Annotated in this window: 21 protein-coding genes; 20 read left to right on the top strand and 1 reads right to left on the bottom strand. The window is 40.5% G+C overall.

Annotated elements, in window-relative coordinates; translation table 11 throughout:
• Window positions 1-138: 138 nt before the first annotated feature.
• From BVC89_RS17845 to flhB, 20 genes are all read left to right on the top strand, one after another.
• The gene (locus tag BVC89_RS17845) at window positions 139-423 is read left to right on the top strand and encodes an STAS domain-containing protein (RefSeq protein WP_086932495.1); all 285 of its coding nucleotides are present in this window, start codon (window positions 139-141) and stop codon (window positions 421-423) included.
• A gap of 43 nt (window positions 424-466) precedes the next feature.
• The gene (locus BVC89_RS17840; protein ID WP_086932494.1) at window positions 467-829 is read left to right on the top strand and encodes a response regulator; all 363 of its coding nucleotides are present in this window, start codon (window positions 467-469) and stop codon (window positions 827-829) included.
• A 33-nt stretch (window positions 830-862) separates the two neighbouring features.
• Window positions 863-3,337: a chemotaxis protein CheA gene (locus tag BVC89_RS17835; RefSeq protein WP_086932493.1), complete on the top strand. Its 2,475-nt coding sequence runs from the start codon at window positions 863-865 to the stop codon at window positions 3,335-3,337.
• A 20-nt stretch (window positions 3,338-3,357) separates the two neighbouring features.
• Complete coding sequence (locus BVC89_RS17830; RefSeq protein ID WP_086932492.1) at window positions 3,358-3,927, top strand: chemotaxis protein CheW; 570 nt, start codon at window positions 3,358-3,360, stop codon at window positions 3,925-3,927.
• Between the two features lie 18 nt (window positions 3,928-3,945).
• Window positions 3,946-6,687, top strand: a complete 2,742-nt coding sequence (locus tag BVC89_RS17825) for a methyl-accepting chemotaxis protein (RefSeq protein ID WP_245929132.1) — start codon at window positions 3,946-3,948, stop codon at window positions 6,685-6,687.
• Between the two features lie 411 nt (window positions 6,688-7,098).
• On the top strand, window positions 7,099-7,953 hold the full coding sequence (locus BVC89_RS17820) for a CheR family methyltransferase (protein ID WP_086932491.1): 855 nt from the start codon (window positions 7,099-7,101) through the stop codon (window positions 7,951-7,953).
• Window positions 7,953-8,588: a chemoreceptor glutamine deamidase CheD gene (gene cheD, locus BVC89_RS17815; protein WP_086932490.1), complete on the top strand. Its 636-nt coding sequence runs from the start codon at window positions 7,953-7,955 to the stop codon at window positions 8,586-8,588. The genes BVC89_RS17820 and cheD overlap by 1 nt, the downstream gene beginning before the upstream one ends.
• A 33-nt stretch (window positions 8,589-8,621) precedes the next feature.
• Complete coding sequence (locus BVC89_RS17810) at window positions 8,622-9,686, top strand: protein-glutamate methylesterase/protein-glutamine glutaminase (protein WP_086932489.1); 1,065 nt, start codon at window positions 8,622-8,624, stop codon at window positions 9,684-9,686.
• Window positions 9,687-9,745: 59 nt separating this feature from the next.
• The gene (locus BVC89_RS17805) at window positions 9,746-10,054 is read left to right on the top strand and encodes an STAS domain-containing protein (RefSeq protein ID WP_086932488.1); all 309 of its coding nucleotides are present in this window, start codon (window positions 9,746-9,748) and stop codon (window positions 10,052-10,054) included.
• A 28-nt stretch (window positions 10,055-10,082) separates the two neighbouring features.
• Complete coding sequence (locus tag BVC89_RS17800; RefSeq protein WP_086932487.1) at window positions 10,083-11,792, top strand: SpoIIE family protein phosphatase; 1,710 nt, start codon at window positions 10,083-10,085, stop codon at window positions 11,790-11,792.
• 151 nt (window positions 11,793-11,943) lie between these two features.
• Window positions 11,944-12,282: an Hpt domain-containing protein gene (locus tag BVC89_RS17795; protein ID WP_086932486.1), complete on the top strand. Its 339-nt coding sequence runs from the start codon at window positions 11,944-11,946 to the stop codon at window positions 12,280-12,282.
• A gap of 163 nt (window positions 12,283-12,445) precedes the next feature.
• A complete protein-coding gene (locus BVC89_RS17790) occupies window positions 12,446-13,891 on the top strand; it encodes a flagellar hook-length control protein FliK (RefSeq protein ID WP_086932485.1) in 1,446 nt (481 codons plus the stop codon).
• A 441-nt stretch (window positions 13,892-14,332) separates the two neighbouring features.
• On the top strand, window positions 14,333-14,857 hold the full coding sequence (locus BVC89_RS17785) for a flagellar basal body-associated FliL family protein (protein WP_086932484.1): 525 nt from the start codon (window positions 14,333-14,335) through the stop codon (window positions 14,855-14,857).
• A 35-nt stretch (window positions 14,858-14,892) separates the two neighbouring features.
• On the top strand, window positions 14,893-15,891 hold the full coding sequence (gene fliM / locus BVC89_RS17780; protein WP_086932483.1) for a flagellar motor switch protein FliM: 999 nt from the start codon (window positions 14,893-14,895) through the stop codon (window positions 15,889-15,891).
• The gene (fliN, locus tag BVC89_RS17775; protein ID WP_086932482.1) at window positions 15,891-16,334 is read left to right on the top strand and encodes a flagellar motor switch protein FliN; all 444 of its coding nucleotides are present in this window, start codon (window positions 15,891-15,893) and stop codon (window positions 16,332-16,334) included. Before fliM ends, fliN begins: the two co-directional genes overlap by 1 nt.
• A 27-nt stretch (window positions 16,335-16,361) precedes the next feature.
• Entirely contained in the window at window positions 16,362-16,946 is a 585-nt protein-coding gene (fliO, locus tag BVC89_RS17770) for a flagellar biosynthetic protein FliO (protein ID WP_086932481.1), read from the top strand.
• Entirely contained in the window at window positions 16,943-17,779 is an 837-nt protein-coding gene (gene fliP, locus BVC89_RS17765; protein WP_086932480.1) for a flagellar type III secretion system pore protein FliP, read from the top strand. Before fliO ends, fliP begins: the two co-directional genes overlap by 4 nt.
• Window positions 17,780-17,782: 3 nt before the next feature.
• Window positions 17,783-18,052 (top strand): flagellar biosynthetic protein FliQ, encoded by a 270-nt coding sequence (locus BVC89_RS17760; RefSeq protein ID WP_086932479.1) that lies wholly within the window; start codon window positions 17,783-17,785, stop codon window positions 18,050-18,052.
• Between the two features lie 12 nt (window positions 18,053-18,064).
• A complete protein-coding gene (gene fliR / locus BVC89_RS17755) occupies window positions 18,065-18,841 on the top strand; it encodes a flagellar biosynthetic protein FliR (RefSeq protein ID WP_086932478.1) in 777 nt (258 codons plus the stop codon).
• Complete coding sequence (gene flhB / locus BVC89_RS17750; protein WP_086932477.1) at window positions 18,841-19,971, top strand: flagellar biosynthesis protein FlhB; 1,131 nt, start codon at window positions 18,841-18,843, stop codon at window positions 19,969-19,971. Before fliR ends, flhB begins: the two co-directional genes overlap by 1 nt.
• Window positions 19,972-20,079: 108 nt before the next feature.
• On the opposite strand, the gene BVC89_RS17745 is transcribed toward flhB, so the two are convergent.
• Window positions 20,080-23,511, bottom strand: a complete 3,432-nt coding sequence (locus BVC89_RS17745) for a methyl-accepting chemotaxis protein (RefSeq protein ID WP_086932476.1) — start codon at window positions 23,509-23,511, stop codon at window positions 20,080-20,082.
• Window positions 23,512-23,608: the final 97 nt, after the last annotated feature.

Raw genomic sequence — 23,608 nt, 5'->3', positions numbered from 1 at the left:
AATAAAATCTAATGTTTTTTTTTATTTGTGCTCACTTGCAATTTCCACATTTAAATAAAGCCTTTTCGTAGCAAGTTTTCAAACTAAGTCTAGACTTAGGTGAGAAGTATCCAGATTCAAAGTATTGAGGAGAACTAAGTGGCTTCAGAAGTTAACTTTCAATTACCTGAAAATTTAACCATCGCCAGTGTGCAGGGTTTACATGAACAATTAGAGGCGCTTGTCGATCAGCAAGATCATGACAAAATAATCGTTCAAGCTAACAATGTGCAACGAGCGGATACTGCTGGTTTACAATTACTTTTGGCCTTCGTCAATTCGACAAAAGATCGCCAAATTAAATTGGATTGGAACCAGCCTTCTGAAAAATTCGTCAGTGCTGCACATCTGCTTGGACTGGAAGGTGCTTTGGGCATTCACTAATTATACCTTTGTAAACATCACATAATTTATCGGAGACATATTCATGGCAAAGATTCTAGCCGTTGACGACTCAGCATCAATGCGCCAAATGGTAGGGTTTACCCTTAAAAGTGCTGGCCACGATGTTCATGAGGCAGGGGACGGGGTTGAGGCATTGAAGGTTGCTAAAAATCAAACGGGTTTTGATTTGGTAATCTCAGATATCAATATGCCGAATATGGATGGTATTTCTCTTATTAAGGAGCTGCGCAAGTTACCACCATTTAAGTTCACTCCAATTTTAATGTTAACAACCGAATCGAGCGCCGACAAAAAGAGTGAAGGTAAATCCGCAGGTGCTACCGGATGGATAGTGAAGCCATTCAACCCTGACCAGTTGATTGCGACTATAAATAAAGTCTTGTAGTAACAACTTTTTCATTTATTTTTAGAGAACCTTATGGCTATCGATTTATCCCAATTCCATCAAGTATTCTTCGAAGAAAGCTTTGAGAATGTCGATATCATGGAAACCTCACTGATGGAGTTGGATCTGGATGAGGTGGACAGTGAGACAATTAACGCAATATTCCGTGCGGCCCATTCAATAAAGGGTGGCAGTGCTACCTTCGGTTTTAGTGCCATTGCCAGTTTTACTCATATCTTAGAAACGTTGCTTGATCAGATTCGAGGTGGCGAGAGAGAGTTGACGGGTGATGATGTCGACTTATTTCTGAAGTCGGTAGATTGTCTACGGGAAATGCTGGATTTGTTGAAAACTGGTGAGGACTCTGAAACAGAACTATCGCGTGAAGTTTCAGCGAAATTCTCAGCAAAGCTCGAGGGTAATGTCGTCGAAGCTGAGGCTCCAGCGACTGATTCCGGCGATGCAGAATCAGCCGCTGAGAGCGCACCGGCTGAAATACCTTGCTGGCATATTTTGTTTCGTCCTGGTAGAGATGTGCTTAAAACGGGTAATGATTCCCTACGCTTAATTAATGAGTTAAATGAGCTAGGTGAGATGAAATGCTCTGCTAAAACAGATGAGCTTCCTTTGCTCGATAAGTTAGAACCTGAAGCAAGCTATTTATACTGGGAAATAGAGTTATCAACAGACGCTGAACTTAGCCAGATAGAAGAAATATTTGCCTGGGTAATCGATGAATCAGAAGTTGTTATAAAAGCCTCTTCGCCTGGTGCTATGGAAGAAAGTACAGAGGTGCAAGCAGTTAGCGAAAATGCAACTAAAGAGCCTGAGCAAAATAGTAATGACGATGATATTGAAACTTTCTGGTCAATTGATTTTGTTCCTGGAGTTGAAATTTTAAGAACAGGTAATGATCCCTTAAAGATTTTTCAGGCACTAACAGAAATCGGTAAAATAAAATCCATTACCGCAAGCTCCCAATTTCCCGAGTTTAGTTCCATTGATCCCGAGTTGTGTTATCTAAGGTGGATAGTTCTACTCGATGCTAAAGATGATGATAAAGAGAAAATAGAAAAAGCATTTGAGTGGGTCAAAGATGATTCAGAGTTAGAAGTAAAATCTGTTTCAGGTCTATTTACTGAGGAATTGCAAAAAACCTCGGAACAGGAAACGACCACTGAAGCGGCTGCAAATACAGCGACCACAAAAGCTGCCGCAGCCAAGCCTAAAACTGCGCAAAAACCGAAGGCTCCTGCTAAAAAAGCTAATGCGGAATCATCCTCGATTAGAGTGGGTATCGATAAGGTAGATAATCTAATTAATATGGTTGGTGAGCTGGTTATTACCCAGTCTATGTTAGGTCAGTTAGGTTCTGACTTTGATCTTGAACGCTTACCTAAATTGTTGGAAGGTCTTGGCCAGCTAGAGCAAAATACTAGAGAATTGCAAGAAAGTGTTATGCGCATAAGGATGTTGCCCATTAGCTTTGTCTTTAGTCGCTTTCCGAGAATGGTGAGAGATTTGAGCCAATCTCTAAATAAAGATTTGAACCTAGAGATTTTAGGTGATCAAACAGAGCTGGATAAAACAGTACTAGAAAAAATTGGTGATCCTCTGGTTCACTTAGTGCGAAACGCAGTTGATCATGGTGTCGAAACGCCAGAGGAAAGACGGCAAAAAGGCAAACCTGAACAAGGTAATGTCACACTAAATGCGTATCACCAAGGTGGCAACGTAGTGATTGAAGTTGTCGATGATGGTAAAGGTTTAGATCCAGAATCTCTGAAACAAAAAGCGATTGAAAAAGAAGTTATCACGGCATCAGAGGCAGAATCCTTAACTAATGAGCAGGCTTTTGACTTAATTTTTCAGCCTGGATTTTCCACCGCCAAGCAAATTAGTGATGTCTCTGGACGCGGCGTCGGCATGGATGTGGTAAAAAGAAATATTCAAGCACTAAATGGCGCCATTGATATTACCTCTGAAGTGAATCAAGGCTCTACCATTACTATTCGTTTACCTCTAACTTTGGCTATATTGGATGGCCAGCTAGTGAGAGTCGGTAAAGAAACATATATTTTCCCCATTGTGTCCATTGTCGAATCTCTCCAATGTAAATCAGAATATATCAACAAAGTTGCTGGTGGCAGTGATGTATTCAGGTTACGTGATGAATATGTTCCTATTTTACAACTCGCTAAAGTATTTAATATTGAAGTCGATAATTACGATTTAGAAGGCTCCCTAATGGTTGTGGTCGAATCAGAGGGGGATAAGGTTGGTATTATCGTAGATGAATTACTAGCGCAACAGCAAGTGGTCATTAAAAGCCTTGAACATAATTATCAACGAGTGGAAGGTATTTCAGGAGCAACAATTCTTGGCGATGGTACGGTCGCACTTATTGTAGATATTCCCGGTATTGCCCGCTTAGCTGAAGAGAGTAGTTTATTAATTAACGCCGCCACACAGGCCAATGTTTCTAACCAAAACCATCTTATACAGTAAGTGGGTTTGTAGAGGTTTTTATGCAGATACAAAATGACAACTCATCCGCCAGCGATTCTGTACGCAGTATAAACTCACATACGGGTATGGAATTTGAGTCAGATGAAACAGATCAGTTTTTAACTTTCATCGTTGCTGGTGAAGAGTATGGAGTCGATATTTTATGTGTTCAAGAGATTAGAGGCTGGGAGTCCGCAACCCCAATTCCTAATGCACCTGCTCATATAAAAGGCGTAATTAATCTGCGTGGTACGATTGTTCCTATTATTGATCTACGACAATGCTTTGGTATGGAAAGTATTGAGTACACGCCGATTACAGTGGTAATTGTGCTGAAAGTTTCTACTGATCAAGGTGAGCGAGTGATGGGTATCGTCGTTGACGCCGTTTCCGATGTATATTCGCTTGCAGAAAAAGATATGAGGACAGCACCGGATATTGGTAATTCACTAAATACGGAATTTATTAAAGGGTTAGTCAATGTGGATGAGAAAATGGTGATTTTGCTGGATATAGATCGACTGCTTTCCATGGACGAAATTCCTAATATGACAGCTATTAGTCAACAAATTGAAAATGCTGAACAATAATTTGATGGTGCCATAAGTATGTTTAACAAACTAAAAGAATCAATGAGTGGAAACTCTCAAGAGTGCAAAGAACTTGCAGCTAAAATGGAGGCGGTCAACAATACACAGGCTGTTATTGAATTCGATACTTCCGGCAATATCTTGCACGCCAACAACAATTTTTTAAACACCATGGGATATCGTTTAGATGAAGTGCAAGGTAAACATCACAGCATATTTATCGACGATAAAACACGTAATAGCCCGGAATATCAAAATTTTTGGCAGCGTTTGGCGAGCGGTGAATGCTTCGTTTCCGAATTTCGACGCCTTGGTAAAAACAACAAAGAAGTTTGGATTAAGGCATCCTATAATCCTTTGCGGGACGAAACAGGCCGGCCTTATAAAGTTGTTAAATTTGCTACTGATATTACTGATGCTAAACGCTTGGCGGATAAAGCTAAGGCATTAGAACTATGCCAGGCGAATGTTATGCTGGCAGATAACGATTGCAACATTGTCTATATGAATGAGACAGTGACAGAAATGTTGAAGAAAAATGAATCTTCTTTGCGCAAGGAATTGCCGAATTTTAATGTTAAATCATTGATAGGTACTTGTGTTGATGATTTTCATCAACGGCCCGAGCACCAACGCGGAATGTTACGAAATTTGCGAGAGCCGTATAAAACAGACCTTGAATTAGGAAGTCTAACTTTTGGTCTTATTGCCACTCCCTGGACAGACGCAAATGGTGAGCGTATTGGTACCTTAGTTGAATGGGAAGATAAAACCGAACGGGTCAACCGTGAGAAGAAAGAACGAGAAGTCGCGCAGGAGAATTTACGTATTCGCCAGGCCTTAGATGTTTGCGATACCTCAGTCATGCTTGCTAACGAAGACATGACAATTACTTATATGAATAGTGCGGTTAGAGAAATGATGCGTAACCGTGAGAATGAAATTCGGGAGCAATTGCCTAATTTCAACAGTAGCCAACTACTGGGGACTAATGTAGATATTTTCCATAAAAACCCTTCTCACCAACGTAACCTTCTTAAAAGCTTAACCAAGAGTTATCGCGCTGACTTACCACTGTCAGGACTAACTTTTGGTTTAATCGCAACGCCACTGCATGACGAGGACGGTAAATTTATTGGCACTGTTGTTGAATGGAACGATAAGACGGAAGCGTTAGCACAGCAAAAAGAAGAACGACGTTTGGCTGCTGAAAATGAGCGTGTCAAACAAGCGCTCGATAATGTAACCGCTAACGTTATGATTGCCGATGAAGATGCGCATATTATTTATATGAATAAAGCTGTCCAAGGTATGATGCAAAGGGCAGAGTCTGATATCAAAAAAGACCTACCTTCATTTGATGTTAGTAAACTTATGGGCGTGAACATTGATGTCTTCCATAAAGATCCCAGCCATCAACGTAACCTATTACGTGATATGCGCGGTGTATTTAACGGTAAAGCTGAAGTAGGTGGACGCACTTTTACCGTGATTGCCAACCCTGTTTATCAAGATAATGAACGTGTGGGAACGGTGGTTGAATGGAATGATAGAACTGCAGAAATGGCGATGGAGAGAGAGATTGATAGTGTTATAGCCGCTGCCAGTGAAGGTAGTTTTTCGCAACATATTTCAATGGATGGTAAAGAAGGCTTTTTCCATAATCTTAGTAAAGGCATTAATAATCTTGTGAGTACAATGGAAATTGCCCTCAATGATATTGTTAGGATGCTTGGATCCATAGCTAAGGGTAACCTTAATGAGCGTATTACCCGTGACTATCAGGGCTCATTTGGGCAACTGAAAAATGATGCCAATGCTACGGCAGAAAAACTAACAGAGGTTATTGCCAATATTCGCATGTCAGCCGACTCTATAGGCTTATCCGCCGATGAAATCGCACAAGGTAATGCTGATTTAAGTCATAGGACAGAGTCACAAGCTTCGTCATTAGAAGAGACAGCAGCGAGTATGGAAGAAATGACCGCTGCTGTTAAACAAAGTGCCGAAAATGCTGAGAAAGCTAACGCCATGACGGTGGATGCACAAATGTTAGCGAGAGACGGAGGCGGTGTTGTAGAAAATGCAGTGTCGGCAATGGAAGAGATAAATAAATCGAGTAAGAAAATTAGCGACATCATTAGTGTGATTGATGAAATTGCTTTCCAAACGAATCTATTAGCACTTAACGCCGCAGTGGAAGCAGCAAGAGCTGGTGAGCAGGGTCGAGGATTCGCAGTTGTGGCCGGAGAGGTACGGAACCTAGCGCAACGTTCGGCCGGTGCAGCAAAAGAAATTAAAGACTTGATTCGAGATAGTGTTTCCAAAGTAGAAGATGGTACTTCCTTGGTCAACCATTCAGGGGAAGTACTTGCAAAAATTGTTACTTCTGTTGATGAAGTGACTGTGATGATGCAAGAAATCGCCGGCGCAGCAAAAGAACAATCCGCAGGTATCGAACAGGTGAATACGGCAATAACCCAGATGGACGAAATGACACAGCAAAATGCGGCCCTGGTTGAGGAGGCATCTGCAGCCGGTCAGGCAATGTCGGATCAAGCACGCTCTATGAAGAGTGTTGTTGAGTTTTTCAGTCACGGTGATTCGCTCGGCGGAGGTGGTGGTGCTCCTGCGGCAGCTCCAGTGGCCTCTGCTCCAGCTTCGTTCTCTAAAACGCCGTCGCGGCCTGCAGCAAGCAGTTCATCAACCAGTCATTCTAGTGGTTCTTCCGGTTCTCATGATGAGTGGGAAGAGTTTTAATTCCTAAATGTGTTAAGTGCTTTTTGTAAGATCTTAAATTAAAAGGTTGCAGCAAGCGCTTAACACTTTCTAAAGAGATACTATAAAGTGATAAACATATAATACTAATAGAATATTTCGGGCTTTTACTTTGTCTATATGTATGCTGGAATATTTAGTTTTCAAGGAAAATAATATTACAGTCACTAGTGCGTAGTAGTTTTTAGTTGTACTTTTGATTAAATATTTTAAACGTATCAAAATTAGTGTCTTAAATGGATAGAGGCGTAGTAGATTAATATTGGCTATTTAGTATTAATAAGAATGAAAGATGTAATTAGCCAAATATTATAAAACTCTAGATTGATCAAGCTTAGCCCAACGTCCTGTTCTTTAAGATATAAAAATAGTATCAGGACGTTGGTTAAAATTATGAATTCTGCCCCCGCTAAAAATACTGATAGCCCTCCGTCACGCGAATACAATATGATGGACAAGGACTTTCGTCGTATTCAAAAGATCGCGTTTAATCTTACTGGTATTACCCTTAGTGATCAAAAGAAAAATATGGTTTATAGCCGCATCGTTAGACGTTTGCGAGCCCTTAAACTTAATAGTTTTTCAAGCTATTGCGATCTTATCGAGAGTGAAGGCAATACAGAACTTACTGATTTCATTAACGCTATTACTACTAATCTAACTTCATTCTTTCGAGAAAATCATCACTTTGAATATCTCAACGAAACTGTTATTCCAGACCTTATAAAAAAGAATGCTGGCACACGTAGAATTCGTATCTGGTCTGCTGGTTGTTCTACGGGTGAGGAGCCTTATTCCATTTCGATGGTGTTAGATCATTTCACTCACATTAGAAAATGGGATGTAAAAATTCTGGCGACCGACCTCGACTCCAATGTTGTGGCTACCGCTAGGGCTGGCCATTATGCAGAGGATAGGGTTGATGGTATCCCCAGCCAATATAAAAAATACATTAACTTTAATAAGGCTGATGGTAGTGGCCAAGTGAAGCCTGAAATACAAAGCCGAATTCAGTTTAATCAATTAAATCTCTTGCATGACTGGCCGATGAAAGGACAGTTCGATGTAATCTTTTGTCGTAACGTGGTTATTTACTTCAATATTGATACTCAAAAGAAACTGTTCGATCGTTATGCCAATATTCTCACAACGAATGGCAAACTATTTATTGGCCACTCTGAGAGCCTTCATAATGTTACCGATCGTTTTACATCACTAGGACGAACGATTTATGAGAGAAATAGATAATGTCACTAAAACAAAAAATAACAACGCCCACACTTCCCGGCTTTGAGCATATTAATCGTTATTGGGATCCGCGGATGAAAATGCCGACGGCAAAAATAAAACCGGGGGAGTGCTATGTTAGTAAGACGGGTGAAATTATCGTAACCGTGTTGGGTTCTTGTATTTCAGCATGTATTCGAGATAAGAGAATAGGCGTTGGTGGTATGAATCATTTTATGCTGCCGATACAAGATGGGCAGGCTGCATCTGCAGCCATTTCAGCCGAGTTGGCCTATGGCAACTGGGCGATGGAATACCTGGTCAATGAAATACTGAAGCAAGGTGGTAACAAAAGTAACTTTGAGATAAAGATATTTGGTGGCGGTAAGGTGATGGCTAATTTTTCCTCTATTGATGTGGGAGCCCGCAATATCGATTTTGTGACCAATTTTCTTCACCAAGAAGGGCTTTCTATAGACGCGCAAGATGTGGGTAGTACTTGCCCACGTAAAGTAATGTATTTCCCTGATACCGGGTCAGTCAAGTTAAAACGTTTGCAAACGCAAAATAACGACACCATTCAGCGTCGTGAGAAAGAATACTATGACTCCATGAACAAAAAACCCGATACCAGTGGCGATGTGGAATTATTTTAATCAATTTTTTTTAGACAAGAGAAGATATTTAACATGTGTGCTGTGAAGGTATTAATCATCGATGACTCTGCCCTTATTCGTGCATTGCTGACGGAAATTTTCGAGTCTGATTCACGCTTTAAGGTTGTTGCCGCTGCTGAGGATGCCTATCAGGCTCGTGATCTCATCAAGAAGCACAACCCTGATGTTCTCACTCTCGATATCGAAATGCCTAAAATGAACGGCATTATGTTTTTACAAAACCTGATGCGTTTAAGGCCTATGCCAGTGGTTATGATTTCCACACTGACGCAGCAGGGAGCACCGGTCACTTTAGAGGCCCTTGAGCATGGCGCGGTGGATTTTGTTCCTAAGCCCAAAAGCGATGGCTCTGGAGGATTGGAGAGTTGTCGTCAAACCATTCTTGAGAAAGTCTGGCATGCATCACGTGCCAATGTTCGACCTAAAGCTACTAAAAGGGAAAAAGAAAAGCTGGTCGAGGAGGCAAAAAGAAATAATTCTTTGATCGGGCGCAAGTGTTTGCGTACCGATTTTCTTTGTGCAATAGGAGCGTCTACTGGTGGTACTGAAGCGATTAAAGAAGTGATAACATGTTTACCTGAAAATTCACCGGCAATCGTAATCGCCCAGCATATTCCCGGGACCTTCAGTGCGTCTTTTGCTCGCAGAGTAGATAATGCATCGAAGATCAATGTTTACCAAGCAGAGGATGGTCAGCCGATTAAATCTGGTTGTGCTTATATTGCTCCGGGAGATGCACATTTAAAAGTTGTCTTGGCGGCTGGATCTTATATCTGTAAACTCGACAATAGCGGACCAGTTAATCGACATATGCCATCTGTGGAAGTGTTATATGATTCCGTACTGGAAGCGTCTGGTGGCAGAAATACCATGGGGGTGCTGCTAACAGGCATGGGAGCTGATGGGTCAGAGGCATTGCTGCGTATGAAACAGGCAAATTGCGTGACCGTTGCTCAAGATGAGGCTTCTAGTGTGGTTTGGGGAATGCCTGGGCATGCTGTTAAAATTGGGGGAGCAGAAAAAATATTGCCACTTAATCGAGTGGCTTCGGAAATATTATCTGTAGCCTTTAGATAAAATTGAGCTATGCTTTTAGTAAGCGTAATAATTGAATTCTAACTTAGGATACGTTTTATATGTCGATAACATCATGTCTTTCTGATAATGGTGAAGCGTTAACAATATCTATTGAAGGACGATTCGATGCCTCTTCTCTAGAACAGTTTAGACGTAGCTTCGAAAATGTTGATTCCGATAATATTCAGCGCTACGTAGTTGATTTGGCAGAAACCGTTCATTTGGATAGTTCGGCCTTAGGTATGTTGCTCGTATTACGTGATCACGCAGGTGGAGATAAAGCCAATATTGTTATTGATAATTGTTCGCCAGAAGTAAAGAAAATATTTGCCATTTCCAGCTTTGAGCAACTGTTTGTCATCGAGTAATAGGCCGCAGGAAAGCAGGGGATAGACGTTGAATAACGAGCCTCAAGATTCTCTTAAAATTCTTATTGCAGAGGATTCTGCATCTGATCGATTTATTCTTGAAACCATTGTCGCCAAAGCTGGCCATATCCCTATTGGTGTAGCCGACGGCGAACAGGCACTTACTGCTTTTCAGGAGAAGTCCCCTGACGTGGTGCTGCTGGATGTTCTGATGCCAAATATGGGAGGCATTGAAGCTGCCAGGAAAATACGGGACATGGGCAATGAGGATATGGTGCCCATTATCTTTCTGACATCGTTAAAAGATCAGGCCGACTTGGTCGAATGTCTAGAAGCCGGTGGCGATGATTTTATTCCTAAACCATATAATCCAGTGGTATTGCAATCGAAGATTAAGTCGTTTGGTCGTCTTCGAAGAATGCACACCACTTTGTTAAATCAAAAAGCGCAGATTGAAGAGCACAACCGCCATCTAATTCAAGAACAAACCGTCGCTAAACAAGTATTCGATAAAATTGCACCGACAGGTTGCCTGGATATGGGCAACATTCGTCATTACATGTCGCCCTTGGCTGTGTTTAACGGCGATGTCCTGGTTTCTGAATTCAGTCCCAATGGTAACATGGTCGTCATGTTAGGCGACTTTACAGGGCACGGCCTACCAGCGGCCATTGGCTCTATGCCGTTGGCGTCAACTTTCTACGGTATGGTGCGCAAGGGTTTCAGTATGTCTGATATCTTGCGAGAAATTAATCAAAAGTTAAACGACATTTTGCCAATAGGTTTTTTCTGTTGCGCCATTTGTGTCGATATCAATTTCAAGGAGCGGCGCATCAAAGTATGGAATGGCGGCTTGCCCGAGGCCTTTCTGTATTTGAAAAGCACAGGAAAATATGAACTTTTGGCATCTAAAAACTTACCATTAGGCGTGCTGCCGAGTAAGAGTTTTAATGGCGAAAGTCAAACCTTCCAGCTGGATTATGGTGATCGTTTGTATATGTGGTCAGACGGTGCCTTTGAAGCGAGAAATCAAGCGGGCGAAATGTTCGGCGAAGAGAATTTACACCAAATTTTTTACGATAATATCGGAGATAAGGATTTATTCGATAAGGTGTTAAATAATGTGCAAGCACACATTGGCTCAACGGAGAAAGATGATGATATGTCACTGGTCGAAATTGAGATGCAAGATGTGGATGTTGTCGCGAAAGTCGACCAATTTATGGAAAAAAATCAAGGCTGTCTCTCCGACTGGTATATGAATTTTGATTTGCCTGAAAATAGCCTCAAAGAGTTCGATCCACTGCCACTATTAATGAATATTATTTCTGAGGTGCCAGGTCTAAGGCAACATCGAACCCCCCTATACACGGTGCTTGCTGAACTATATTCCAATGCCCTTGAGCATGGTGTTCTCGGTCTAAAATCCGAACTGAAGTCCTCCCCAGGAGGCTTTGCTTCTTACTACAACGAGCGCACAAAACGATTGCAGGAACTGGTTGCAGGGAAGGTCAGTTTTCAGCTTTCTCATACTGCCAATGGCAATGGTGGCTATCTTAATATTCGAGTGAAAGATTCAGGTGAGGGCTTTACTGTTAAAAAAACCGAGAATAAAGGTGTTAGCCAGAACCTTTATGGACGTGGGCTCAGCCTGATACAATCGCTCACCAAAAGTATAGAAATCCATGAACCGGGTAACGATATCGAAGTGGTGTATTACTGGGAGCGTGAAGACTAGTCGTTTTATATATGGCACTATTTCTACTTGAGTCGGTTTGCTAGTACGTATGCACATAGCACATAGATAGGATAAGACAGCAGGCACGCCGAGAAAATGTAGAGTTGATCCAACAATAAATCCTCATATAAAAATTTAAACCGCAAATATCATGTCACACAACAGGATTGATCGCGACAATCTCGCTATGTTACAAGAGTTACTCGGCGAGAAATTTAGCGAACTTATTTCTACCTACCTCAATGACTCTCAGCCGCGCTTGGCTGCTCTAGCCGTTGCCTTTGAGAAAAACGATATGACAGAGCTGTGTCATCAAGCTCACGGCCTTAAAGGAAGCAGTCGCAATCTTGGCATAAACCCTCTGGCGGATCTTTGTGAAGAGATGGAGAGACAGGCGCGCCAAGGCAAGGTTGAAAATGCTATGCAACAAATCGCCGCAATTGAGCAAGAGTTTGCCGCTGTCGAGTTGATTTTGAAAGACCTTGTTTGAGCATTATCACCTAAGGCCTATTTATGGGCTTATTCATAGCCTCTTCCACAATATGAATATGGCACAAGCTTTGCTCCCTTAATAATGTGAGCAACGAGCTGTGCATCATGTGAAGCAGTGAAATTATACTTTCGTATTATTATTTATATTGTGAGGGATAAAAATGAATCCGCTATTGCCTTTGGTGAATCTCAATGAGCAAGAACAAATTATTATTCAATCCCAACGCGCAGAACCCAATTTAAATCAGAGTTCTAATGATGGTTTCAAACAGGCGATGGACTCTCAAACCAAAAAAAATAAGGTAGAACGCTCTGACAATAATACAGCAGACAAAAAACCCGCTGAGACAGATCGAAAAGATAATTCTGTGGAGCAAAGCGAGAGCGATAATACTACAAAAGAAGTTGCTGCCGATAGTAAAAGTAATGATACATCTGATAAGGATTCTGATGAGTCTGCAGGTGCCCAAACTGACGCTGCAAAAGATAAACGAGCTACTTCCTTGGATGAGAATTCTGCTGACACTAATGTTGACGAGGCTGAAGAGGTGGCTTTGACTGCTGTCGATGTGACAGATGACATCACATTAAATATTAACACCCAAGTCGAAACCACTAGATCGCCTCTAAGTACTGGTATCAATGCCAGTGAACTTGAGCTTAACTCGAATGCGTTAACGGCCAGTGCTCCTACTGTCGATAGAGTGTTATCGCAGGAGGCACAGACTTCGCAAATTATTGATCCCCAGAAACAAACATTGACTCACTCAAATAATGTGCAAATAGCCTCACAACAGAGTACGCTAGACTTACAATCTAAGGCGTTAACACCAAGTCAATTTCCACTTACCCAGAGTAATACCAGTGTAAAACAAAACCTTCCTGGTATTGGTTCTCAACCTTTGGTTGAAAAAAACGTTGTTATTCTCGAACCTAGTGATAAACCACAATTAAAAGCAGATACTAGTACTAGCGTTGGTGTCTCCAATATGGAGAAGAACCTTTTATTGCAAAAAGATGTTGTGACGGTAAACAATGAATTAACAACATCTCTTAAAGATGGTCGAGTAGAATCGTCACTAAATAAAAATGCCAATATTCATGCATTTGTTAATCATACCATCACAGGGTCAGGCACAGATACATCCAACCTCTTATCGTCAAAAACTGGACGTGTGCAATTGCCTGTAAATATTACTTTTGGCCAAAGTGGTTGGAGCAATATGGTAGCTGAGCGATCTGCAATGATGGCTTCGCAAAATATTAAATTTGCAGAGTTGCAGTTAGATCCACCTGAGCTAGGCCCGTTACAAGTCAAAGTCAGTGTTAGCCAAGATCAAGCAAGTGTGAGTTTCGTAGCGACAAATGCCCAAGTACGCGATTCTTTAGACCAAGCACAAGCTAGGCTCCGCGAATTACTTGACGAGCAAGGACTAAATCTCGTGAATGTTGATATCTCTGGTGATTCATCGGATCAATTTGGTAGTCAACAAGAGGGCGAAGGTGGTCATGCAAAAGGACAATTGGCTAGTAGCATCCAAGATGAGGATACTGATGTGCCAAGTATACAAATACACCATGAATACGGTGTTGATCATTATGTTTAAGTTGCTTAGAAAAATTCTTACTAACACTTAATTTTAGATGTACCCGTTCTAAAAACGCCTCAAGAGCGCTTCTAAATAAATATACTACCTACTATCTTTCGTAATATTCATTGCGTTAGTACTTGAAAAAAGTGCTAACGTTAGTGTCATTGTAATTTTCTTTACCATACGATTAGTCTGGTGGCTAAATATATTGTCCTGATATATTTATCTGTCGTATCTTAAAATACAGCGCTATTGTGTTAAACGGCTTGATTTCAAGGAGCTAGCGCGAATCTATCGACACGCGGCAGTGCATCCATCCATCGCTATTAACCGGACATATATTGCCGCCGGAATAATAATGTCTGAGTTAAAACATAATGAGCAAAAAGTATAGTCAGACCTCTGGCATATCTCTTGCTTTTTTGGTTAATAAAAACGTTATGACGAATATTTGACATGGCAGAAGAGCAAGAAAAAGACGGCGAAGGCGAAGCTGATGCTGGATCAGGTAAAAAGAAAATAATTTTACTTGTAGTCTTGGCAATAGTTTTAATTGGTGCATCAGTTGGCGGCACATTAGCTGTTCTATCTATGACGGGTGATAAAGAGGAAATGGCAGCAGAAGGTGAGGGCGGCGAAGAGGAAGTAGAAGAAGTTATGGCGCCGGCAATATATTACGCACTTAAACCGCCAATTATTGTGTCCTTTGATTCAAGAGGAAGACAAAGGCTTATGCAAGCTGAAATTACCTTGCTAACTCGAAGTGAAGCTGTTGTTGCCAATATCGAAACGCATATGCCGATGATTCGCAATGCTCTGGTGATGTTAATTGGTGGGCAGTTATTTGAAGAAATTCAAACGGCGGAGGGCAAGGAATTGTTGCGAGTGCAGTGTTTACAAGAACTACAGCGTTTAATGGAGAAAGAGACGGGGGAGCCCGGTATTGAACAAGTGCTATTTACCAATTTAGTGATGCAATAAAACTATTTATTGAAGATTACAGCGAAGAGTAGGCCGTGCAAGACTTATTATCACAAGATGAAATTGATGCCTTATTACATGGTGTCGACGATGGCGATGTTGAAACAGAAGGTGAAGAGGGTGGCGAAGGTGTTGCCTCCTATGACCTGACCAGCCAGGATCGTATCGTACGCGGGCGTATGCCCACTTTGGAAATGTTAAATGAACGTTTTGCCCGTTATACGCGCATTAGTATGTTCAATTTATTAAGACGAACAGCGGATGTTTCTGTTGGTGGAATTCAAATTCAAAAGTTTGGCGAATACGTTCATACCCTTTATGTTCCTACAAGTTTAAATATGGTGAAATTTCGCCCGCTAAGAGGAACGGCTCTTATTATTTTAGATGCTAAGTTAGTCTTTAAATTAGTGGATAACTTTTTCGGCGGGGATGGACGCCACGCAAAAATTGAAGGTCGTGAATTTACCCCCACAGAATTACGCGTGGTACAAATGGTACTGGAACAAGTATTCATTGATTTACGCGAAGCTTGGAAAGCCGTAAAAGAAATTACCTTTGAATATATAAATTCAGAGGTTAATCCTTCCATGGCGAATATTGTCAGTCCCAGCGAAGTGGTGGTCGTCAGTACATTTCATGTAGAGCTTGATGGTGGCGGGGGAGAGTTGCACGTAACTATGCCTTACTCCATGGTCGAACCTATTCGCGATGTGCTCGATGCAGGTTTACAGTCTGATACAGACGAGAAGGATGATCGTTGGGCCAAAGCGCTTCGTGAGGATGTTCTAGATGCACATATTAATCTCGAATGCGATATCGTGCGAAGAGAAATTCCGCTACGCGATATTGTGGACCTACGAACGGGAGATATTATCCCTGTCAATATGCCGGATGTTCATGTAGCAACCGCCAATGGTATTCCTTTTTTTAAAGCAACTTTAGGGCAATCTAACGATAATCTAGCTCTCAAAGTTTCTGAAATCATTTTAACTCCCGCTACCATTAAAGGCGATGATTCTGAAGGAGACGAGTAATGAGTGATGAAGATAATGAAGATAGCTCCAACCAGGATGACATGGCCGACGACTGGGCGGCGGCAATGGAACAACAAGCTAATGAAGAGAGTACCCAACAAGAAGAAGAGGGGCAAGATGCGGTCGATTCTGTAGACTTTGAAGATTTCGGTGATTCAGGCCAAAGTGGCGGTGCAGAAGGTAATCCAGATTTAGATGTTATCTTAGATATTCCCGTCTCTATCGCTATGGAAGTAGGCAGCACTTCAATTACTATTCGCAATCTTCTACAGCTTAACCAAGGTTCTGTAGTAGAGCTAGATCGGCTGGCGGGAGAGCCCTTAGATGTATTAGTTAACGGTACCTTGATTGCACATGGTGAAGTGGTTGTAGTGAATGAAAAGTTTGGTATTCGTATGACGGATGTGATTAGCCCATCTGAGCGGATTAAAAAGCTACGTTAATACCGTAATAGAAAGAGAGCCGGTGAGATGACACAGTATAACATTTACGTCATTGCGATGATTGTTCAATTTCTTGTCAATGATTATACAAACGCATTGGAAAGTACAAATGAGTTAAATGCATTGCAAACAATTCCAATGATGTCACAAGTTATTATTGGTTTGCTCTTTGTTACTACAATGATTTTTGCTTTGGCATGGCTGGCTAAAAAATTAGGTGCAGGAGCGATTTTACAGCAAAAAAATATGAAAGTTTCCGCGTCGCTAATGTTAGGGACACGAGAAAAAGCGGTATTATTAGAAGTGGAGGGTAAAAAAATACTGCTAGGTGTTTGCTCAAACCAAGTTTCTTGTTTACATGTCTTTGATCAGGAATATACTTTTGCTGAAGATAGCCACCATACTTCTTCTCACACTTCTTCTCATATCACTAGTATGGGCGCTGATGAAAAATACCCTGGCCACGAGAGAAATGTTGTCAATATTCCGACAGGAGATTTAGAAAAAAGTACCTCAGAAACTCCAAAAGCAGAGCGCATCGGTAGTTATCCATTGGGGTTTTCTCACTACTTTAAAAGTATTGTTAATAAAGCTTGTGGCAATGGCTCATGAATAACACATCCATTCTTAGAAGCCGATATATTTTTGCATTATTATTAGTTATATTTTCATGTTGCAGCTACGCACAAAACACTACTACAGCGAATAATACGCAAGCTAATACTGATCAAACCAGTGCTTCTAATGATAATAGCTTTAAAGCAATTGAAGCGATACCTGCGATCACTGTAAAAACTAATGAAGATGGATCTCAGGATTATACAATAAGTTTACAAATATTGTTATTGATGACGTCATTATCGTTTTTGCCTGCGATATTGATGATGATGACATCTTTTACTCGTATTATTATCGTTTTTTCGATCCTACGACAAGCAATGGGTTTACAACAATCACCCTCTAATCAAATATTAATAGGTTTGGCGCTTTTTCTGACGTTTTTTGTTATGTCACCAGTTTTAGAAAAGGTAAATCAAACGGCTCTTCAGCCTTATATCAATGAGAAAATTCCAGCAAAGGAAGCATTTGCACTAAGTAAAAAGCCTTTTCATGAATTTATGTTAGCGAATACTCGAGAAAGCGATATCGATTTATTTTTTCAAATTGGGAAAGTAGATCCTGTTGCCTCACCTGAGGATGTTCCCTTTAATATTCTAATGCCTGCTTTTGTAACTTCGGAGTTAAAAACAGCTTTCCAAATCGGATTTATGATATTTATTCCATTTTTAGTGATTGATATTGTTGTTGCCAGCGTGTTAATGGCAATGGGGATGATGATGTTATCGCCATTGATTATTTCTTTACCTTTTAAAATAATGTTATTTGTTCTAGTAGATGGTTGGGGGTTAATTATTGGGACATTAGCATCAAGCTTTGGGATTTAATATATGACTCCTGAAATCGCACTAGGATTATTTGGTGAAGCTTTTTTCCTTACTATGACAATGGTTTCGGTAATTGTTGGGCCAAGTTTAGCCGTAGGCTTACTTGTTAGTACATTTCAAGCAGCTACGCAAATTAACGAACAAACGCTGAGCTTTTTACCTCGATTACTTATTACCTTAGCTACTATTATGCTAACGGGCCCTTGGTTATTGCAAAATATATTGGATCTTTTTCAACGTATTATGCTCCAAGTTCCTGAAATACTTAGTTAACGAGAATGCCCTATGCAGTTTAGCGAAGCTGAAATTGCAGCATTTATACAGCAGTATTTTCTACCATTTGCCCGTATCTCTGCCATGTTTATGGTCATGCCTGTGCTAGGCTCTCGAACTGTGTCTCCGCGTGTAAGGCTAGTCCTTGCCTTTTTTGTCACACTCATTGCCGTGCCATTGATGCCCAAATTAGCCCATATGGATAGCCTTTCTCTTGCAAGCTTTTTAATAGTCATACAAGAGGTAATTGTCGGTTTGGTAGTTGGCTTTTCTTTTCAAGTTGTTTTTCAAGTATTTATTTTAACTGGGCAAATTATGGCCATGAAAATGGGACTTGGTTTTGCCTCTATGAATGACCCCACCAATGGCGTGCAAACGACGGCATTGTCACAATTTTTTCTAATGCTAGTTACGTTAATGTTTGTATCTGTTGATGGTCATATGGTGTTAATAAAATTATTGTTAGAAAGTTTTGTTAGCTTACCACCAGGAACATGGTTTTTGAATGCCAGCTTTTTCCAGTCTCTTTCTTCTCTTGCCAGCTGGATGTTTTCTGCAGCTCTAATCTTTTCTTTACCAGTATTAACATCTTTGTTAATTGTAAATATTGCTTTTGGCGTAATGAGCCGTGCTGCACCACAATTGAATATCTTTGCGGTAGGTTTTCCTTTTACTTTGGTCGTAGGACTGATGTTGGTATGGTTCGGTCTTACTAACTTTGTATCAGCATTTGAAGATGTGATGGCTTACGGCTTGTTTTTCTTAGAAGATTTACTTAGGATAAATTGATGGCGGAAGAAGACAGTTCTCAAGAAAAGACCGAAGAGGCGACGCCGAAACGTTTGCAAAAAGCCAAGGAAGATGGTCAGGCACCTCGTTCAAAAGAGTTGACAACTACCACAGTTATTTTGTCCGGCGCTTTGGCTCTTTTATTTTTTGGTGGGCTGCTAGCAGAAAAAATGTTGGCCGTGATGCGATTTAACTTTTCTATTAAAAGAGAGGTTTTATTCGACAATAACTTCATGATTGCCTATTTAGCCGAGTCATTTTACCAATCGCTACTAGGCTTAATTCCCTTCTTTGTGATTTTATTTGTTGCCGCTATCGCCGGGCCATTAGCTTTGGGCGGGTGGATTTTTAGTGGTAAATCTCTATTGCCTAAGGCCAGTCGTATTGACCCGCTTGCAGGTTTAAAGCGGATGTTTTCCGCAAAGTCTTTAATGGAGTTGTTTAAGGCAATTGGCAAAGTTGCCATCGTTATTGCGGTATCATATATTTTGCTACTGAGTATGAAAGATTCGCTTATGGGCTTGTCTTCAGAAGGGTTGCAACGTGGCATTGCTCATTCCTTGCAGCTTTCAATTCTAGCAACGATTATTTTATCTGCTTCCACCATTTTGATCGCACTTATTGATATTCCTTTCCAAATTCATGATTATACACAGAAGTTAAAAATGTCTCGTCAGGAAGTGAAAGATGAATTAAAAGATTCTGAAGGAAAGCCTGAAGTAAAAGGTAAAATTCGACAATTACAACAACAAATAGCACAACGCCAAATGATGTCGGCGGTACCAGAAGCTGATGTGATTATTACCAACCCCACGCATTTTTCTGTTGCTTTAAAATATGACCCAAAAACAATGGATACACCTTTATTGTTAGCAAAAGGTGTTGATCATATGGCGTTAAAAATACGCGAGGTTGGTAAAGCTAATGGTGTCGAGTTTGTGGAAGCGCCAGCTTTGGCTCGTGCTGTTTATCATACCACTAAGATTGAAGAAGCGATACCCGAAGGCTTGTATGTCGCTGTGGCACAGGTATTGGCTTATATCTTTCAATTAAGGGAGTATCGCCGAGGTAACACAGAAAAGCCCATGTATCCGCGATCCTTGAAGATACCAAAAGAAATGCAATATTAAAGACTGACAACTTATTAATAGAGCTTAAAAATAGTATCGAATATTTATTTGTTTGGTGTTAATAATATCTCTATACTTAAGCTAATTTCTTATAAAAATGAGGTCAGCTTAAACGCGAAAAAATGAAACAAGTTTATCAAGTTTGCCAGCCTGATTCGCCATGCTCTCGGCTGCAGCCATAGCTTGCTCAACCAGTGCAGCATTTTCCTGTGTCATGGAGTCCATTTGCATAATGGCTGAGCCTACTTGATCAATACCTGCTGATTGCTCTTGAGCACCCACAAGAATATCTTCCATCTTATCGCTCACCTGTTCAATTTCTTCGACAATGGTTTTTAATGTTTCGTCAGAGCTATTGACTAGGGTGGTACCATCTTCAACTTTTCGTACCGAATCCATAATCAAATCTTCAATTTCTTTCGCTGCCGCAGCTGAGCGTTGGGCTAGGTTGCGTACTTCTGATGCTACTACGCCGAATCCCTTTCCCTGTTCGCCAGCACGTGCTGCTTCTACTGCAGCATTTAATGAAAGAAGATTGGTTTGAAAGGCTATCTCATCAATAACGCTGATAATATTTGATATTTTCTTACTTGAGTCTGAAATCTCGGCCATAGAAGCTGCCGTTTTTTCTACTGATTCATTACCTTGGCGAGCAATATGAACAGAGTCAGTGGCTAAACTATTTGCCTCCTGAGCTTTGAGTTCACTTTGTTTGACTGTAGACGTCATCTGATCCATTCCTGAGGCTGTTTTTTCAAGCGAAGCGGCTTGCTGTTCCGTGCGTTTACCTAAGCTTTGCATACCCGCACTAATCTCACTTGAAGCTCTGGCGATGGTGTTCGATGCTTCGGTAATATCCCCTGTTACTGTACGTAGTTTGTTGACAGTCTTATTCGCGTCTAGTTTAAGTTGTCCAAAAGCACCTTGATAATTATGTTCTATTGTCTTGCTTAGATCGCCTGCTGCGAGGGCGGAAAATAGGTGGGCAATATCAGTAATAGCAATATTAATTGTCTGCAGCAGAGTGTTAAGTTCCTTGCTAATAGAATAGAAAAAACCTGATTTATTCGTTAAATTTAAACTCGTGCTAAAATCTCCCTGTGCGGCTTTATCAATAACGCTATCAATTTCTTTTTCTATTTTTATTTCTTCAGTTCTATCTTTCCATTCAATGACAGTGCCTAAACGCTTGCTGCGTTGATCAATAATTGGTGTGGTCGCTATGGCAAAGGTACTATTTGATGCATCTACCTGGTCAGATTTAGTTTTTGTTAATCTATCTATGTCAGATAATTTAAACGCGACATCTTTTTGAAATATATCAAGATTTTGTCCTATTAGTGAGGCGGAGTTAATTCTGCCAAAATGCTTATCTAAATCATGTCTCGTTCTATCAACCATGTTAACTAAAGCGCGGTTAGCATAGATGATGTTATGATTAGTATCTGCAATGAGAGTACAGGTGGATGAATTATCTAACGCTTGTCGAATGCGCGCATTTTCTTCTGATATTTTCCTCTCTTGTTTGATTTTTTTAAGCTCTTGTGTTTTATTAACCCATTCAATCACTGTTCCTAAGAAAACTCTGTCGTTATCAAAAATTGGCGTTGCATTAAGATTAAAGGTTAAATCAGCAACAGCAATCTCAGTTTCATAACCTTGTGTTAAACCAGATAGTAGTTGTCGCTGATGAGAGGGAATTTTGTGGAAGGTATCAATATTGCTGCCCATCAGCTGCGATGCCTGAAAATTTGGCAAAACTGTTTGTAAATTTCTTTCTACATCACGCATAAGTTGGTTAGATGCTTGGTTCATATAAATAATATTAAAATCAGCAGAAGCGATCATCACAGAAGTTGCTGATACATCAAGGGCCTGTTTAATGATAAGATTCTGTTGGGCCTGTTCCTTAGCTGCATTTGCGGCATGTTGAGCGGTTTTTGCGTTTTCTTTAGCAATTTTAGCGCTTTGTTGTGCAGATTTATCGGCGGCTTTAACTTGATCCACAGCGGTATTTACCCCTTGGATTAAATGTCCTAGCATACCTGCATATTGCTGAGTTACTTTATGTTCGAACCTTCCTTTGCTTAAATGGTCAAGTACACTATTAGTGCTATTAATAGCGCTTGATACATTGAACATCAATTGGTTAAAGGCCCTGGCAGTATGGCCAATTTCGTCTTGACTTTTATTATCGAGAGCGAGCCGAAAGTCTCCTTCTTTTTCCACCTTTTGAATGATGTTACTTAAAGCTATTATAGGTGATGAGATAAAGCGACTTACGTTAATAGCAAATAGTACAATTATTACGGCGAAGATTAGCATTAAGCCGACAATTGTTTGAGTGATGTCATCTATAGCTTCGAATGCTTCTTGCTTGTCTATTTGTGCTATGACAGCCCATTTAAATGAGCCTAAGTCTAAATGAGAAAACGATGACAAAGTTAATCTATTGTTGTAATCAAGGTTTATTTCATTACCGGATAAACCTTTTAGTCCCTGTTGGCTTGACTGAGTTTTGGCTTTTCCCTCAGCGGGGTTTTTAAATGAGGCTATAACAGAGTGGGTTTCTGGTGCAAGATATGAATCTGAGCGCATCAGAAAGTCTTCGCCTACCAGATAGGTTTCGCCACTTCTTCCCATTCCGGTATGTTCTGTCATAATTTCATTGAGAGGCTCTATAGGCATTTGAAATACTAAAACACCAACTATATTGTTATTGTCGTAAATGGGAGTTGCTATAAAACTCGCGGGCGCTTCATATGAAGGAGGGTAGGGGTGATAATCGGTAAGATCTATTTGATCTTCATTCATATTTGAAGCGTTTAAAAATGCTTTAGCGAAATGGCTGCTAGCGTAGACGCCGTTTATTAAAGATGTACCGTAGTCTACTTCTTTATAAACTGAATAAACAATGTCGCCATTTTCGATATTAATTAAAAATATATCGTAGAAATTAAATTTCTTAGCAAAAGATCGTATGCGGCTATGATAGACGCCATGGTGTCGATGGTAGTTATTTGCTTCGCTTGCTCTATCAAGCTGATCTTTTTCACCTAAATCATAAGGGTTGTTATAAATATAGTGATACTGAGCTACAACGGCTTGCTTGTCTAGCTTGCTTAGCAGAGGCGCAATGTCGATAGTACGGTTGCGATTATCTTGCTGATATTTTTTTGCATAACTATTTTTATAATACTCTGCTAGCTGTTTGCGCATGGCGCTAATTTCATTGTCACTCACTTTTTCACTGCTGGGAAGCTTCTCGAATGAATCGGCAAAATCTTTCATGGCATTGACAATTAAAGGCATTTTGGCCAATGAGGTTACTTGATTCTCCACTTGCTTAAAGTAACGAGTGACAGCTGCCGACTTTATTTCTCTTACAGCCGATAGCTCATTAAATGCTTTATCCTCGAAATACCCTTTTGCTATCTGCTCAGCGACAATTGTAACGATAAGCATTGGTATAAAGCCGGTGACTATCAGAACGAATATCTGCTTTTTTGAAATAGATAAATTTGAGAACCAGGATTTCATAGACACCTTTATAGGCTTCACGCGACCTTTTTGACGTATTTTTACGGCAATCAATATGAAGAAAGTTTCAGCTAACAATATGATTAACTATAGGAAG

It is taken from the genome of Agarilytica rhodophyticola (genome assembly GCF_002157225.2).
GTDB classification, from domain to species: domain Bacteria; phylum Pseudomonadota; class Gammaproteobacteria; order Pseudomonadales; family Cellvibrionaceae; genus Agarilytica; species Agarilytica rhodophyticola.
The sequence above is the reverse complement of the archived record's forward strand: the minus strand, read 5'-3'. Positions and strand labels throughout refer to the sequence as shown.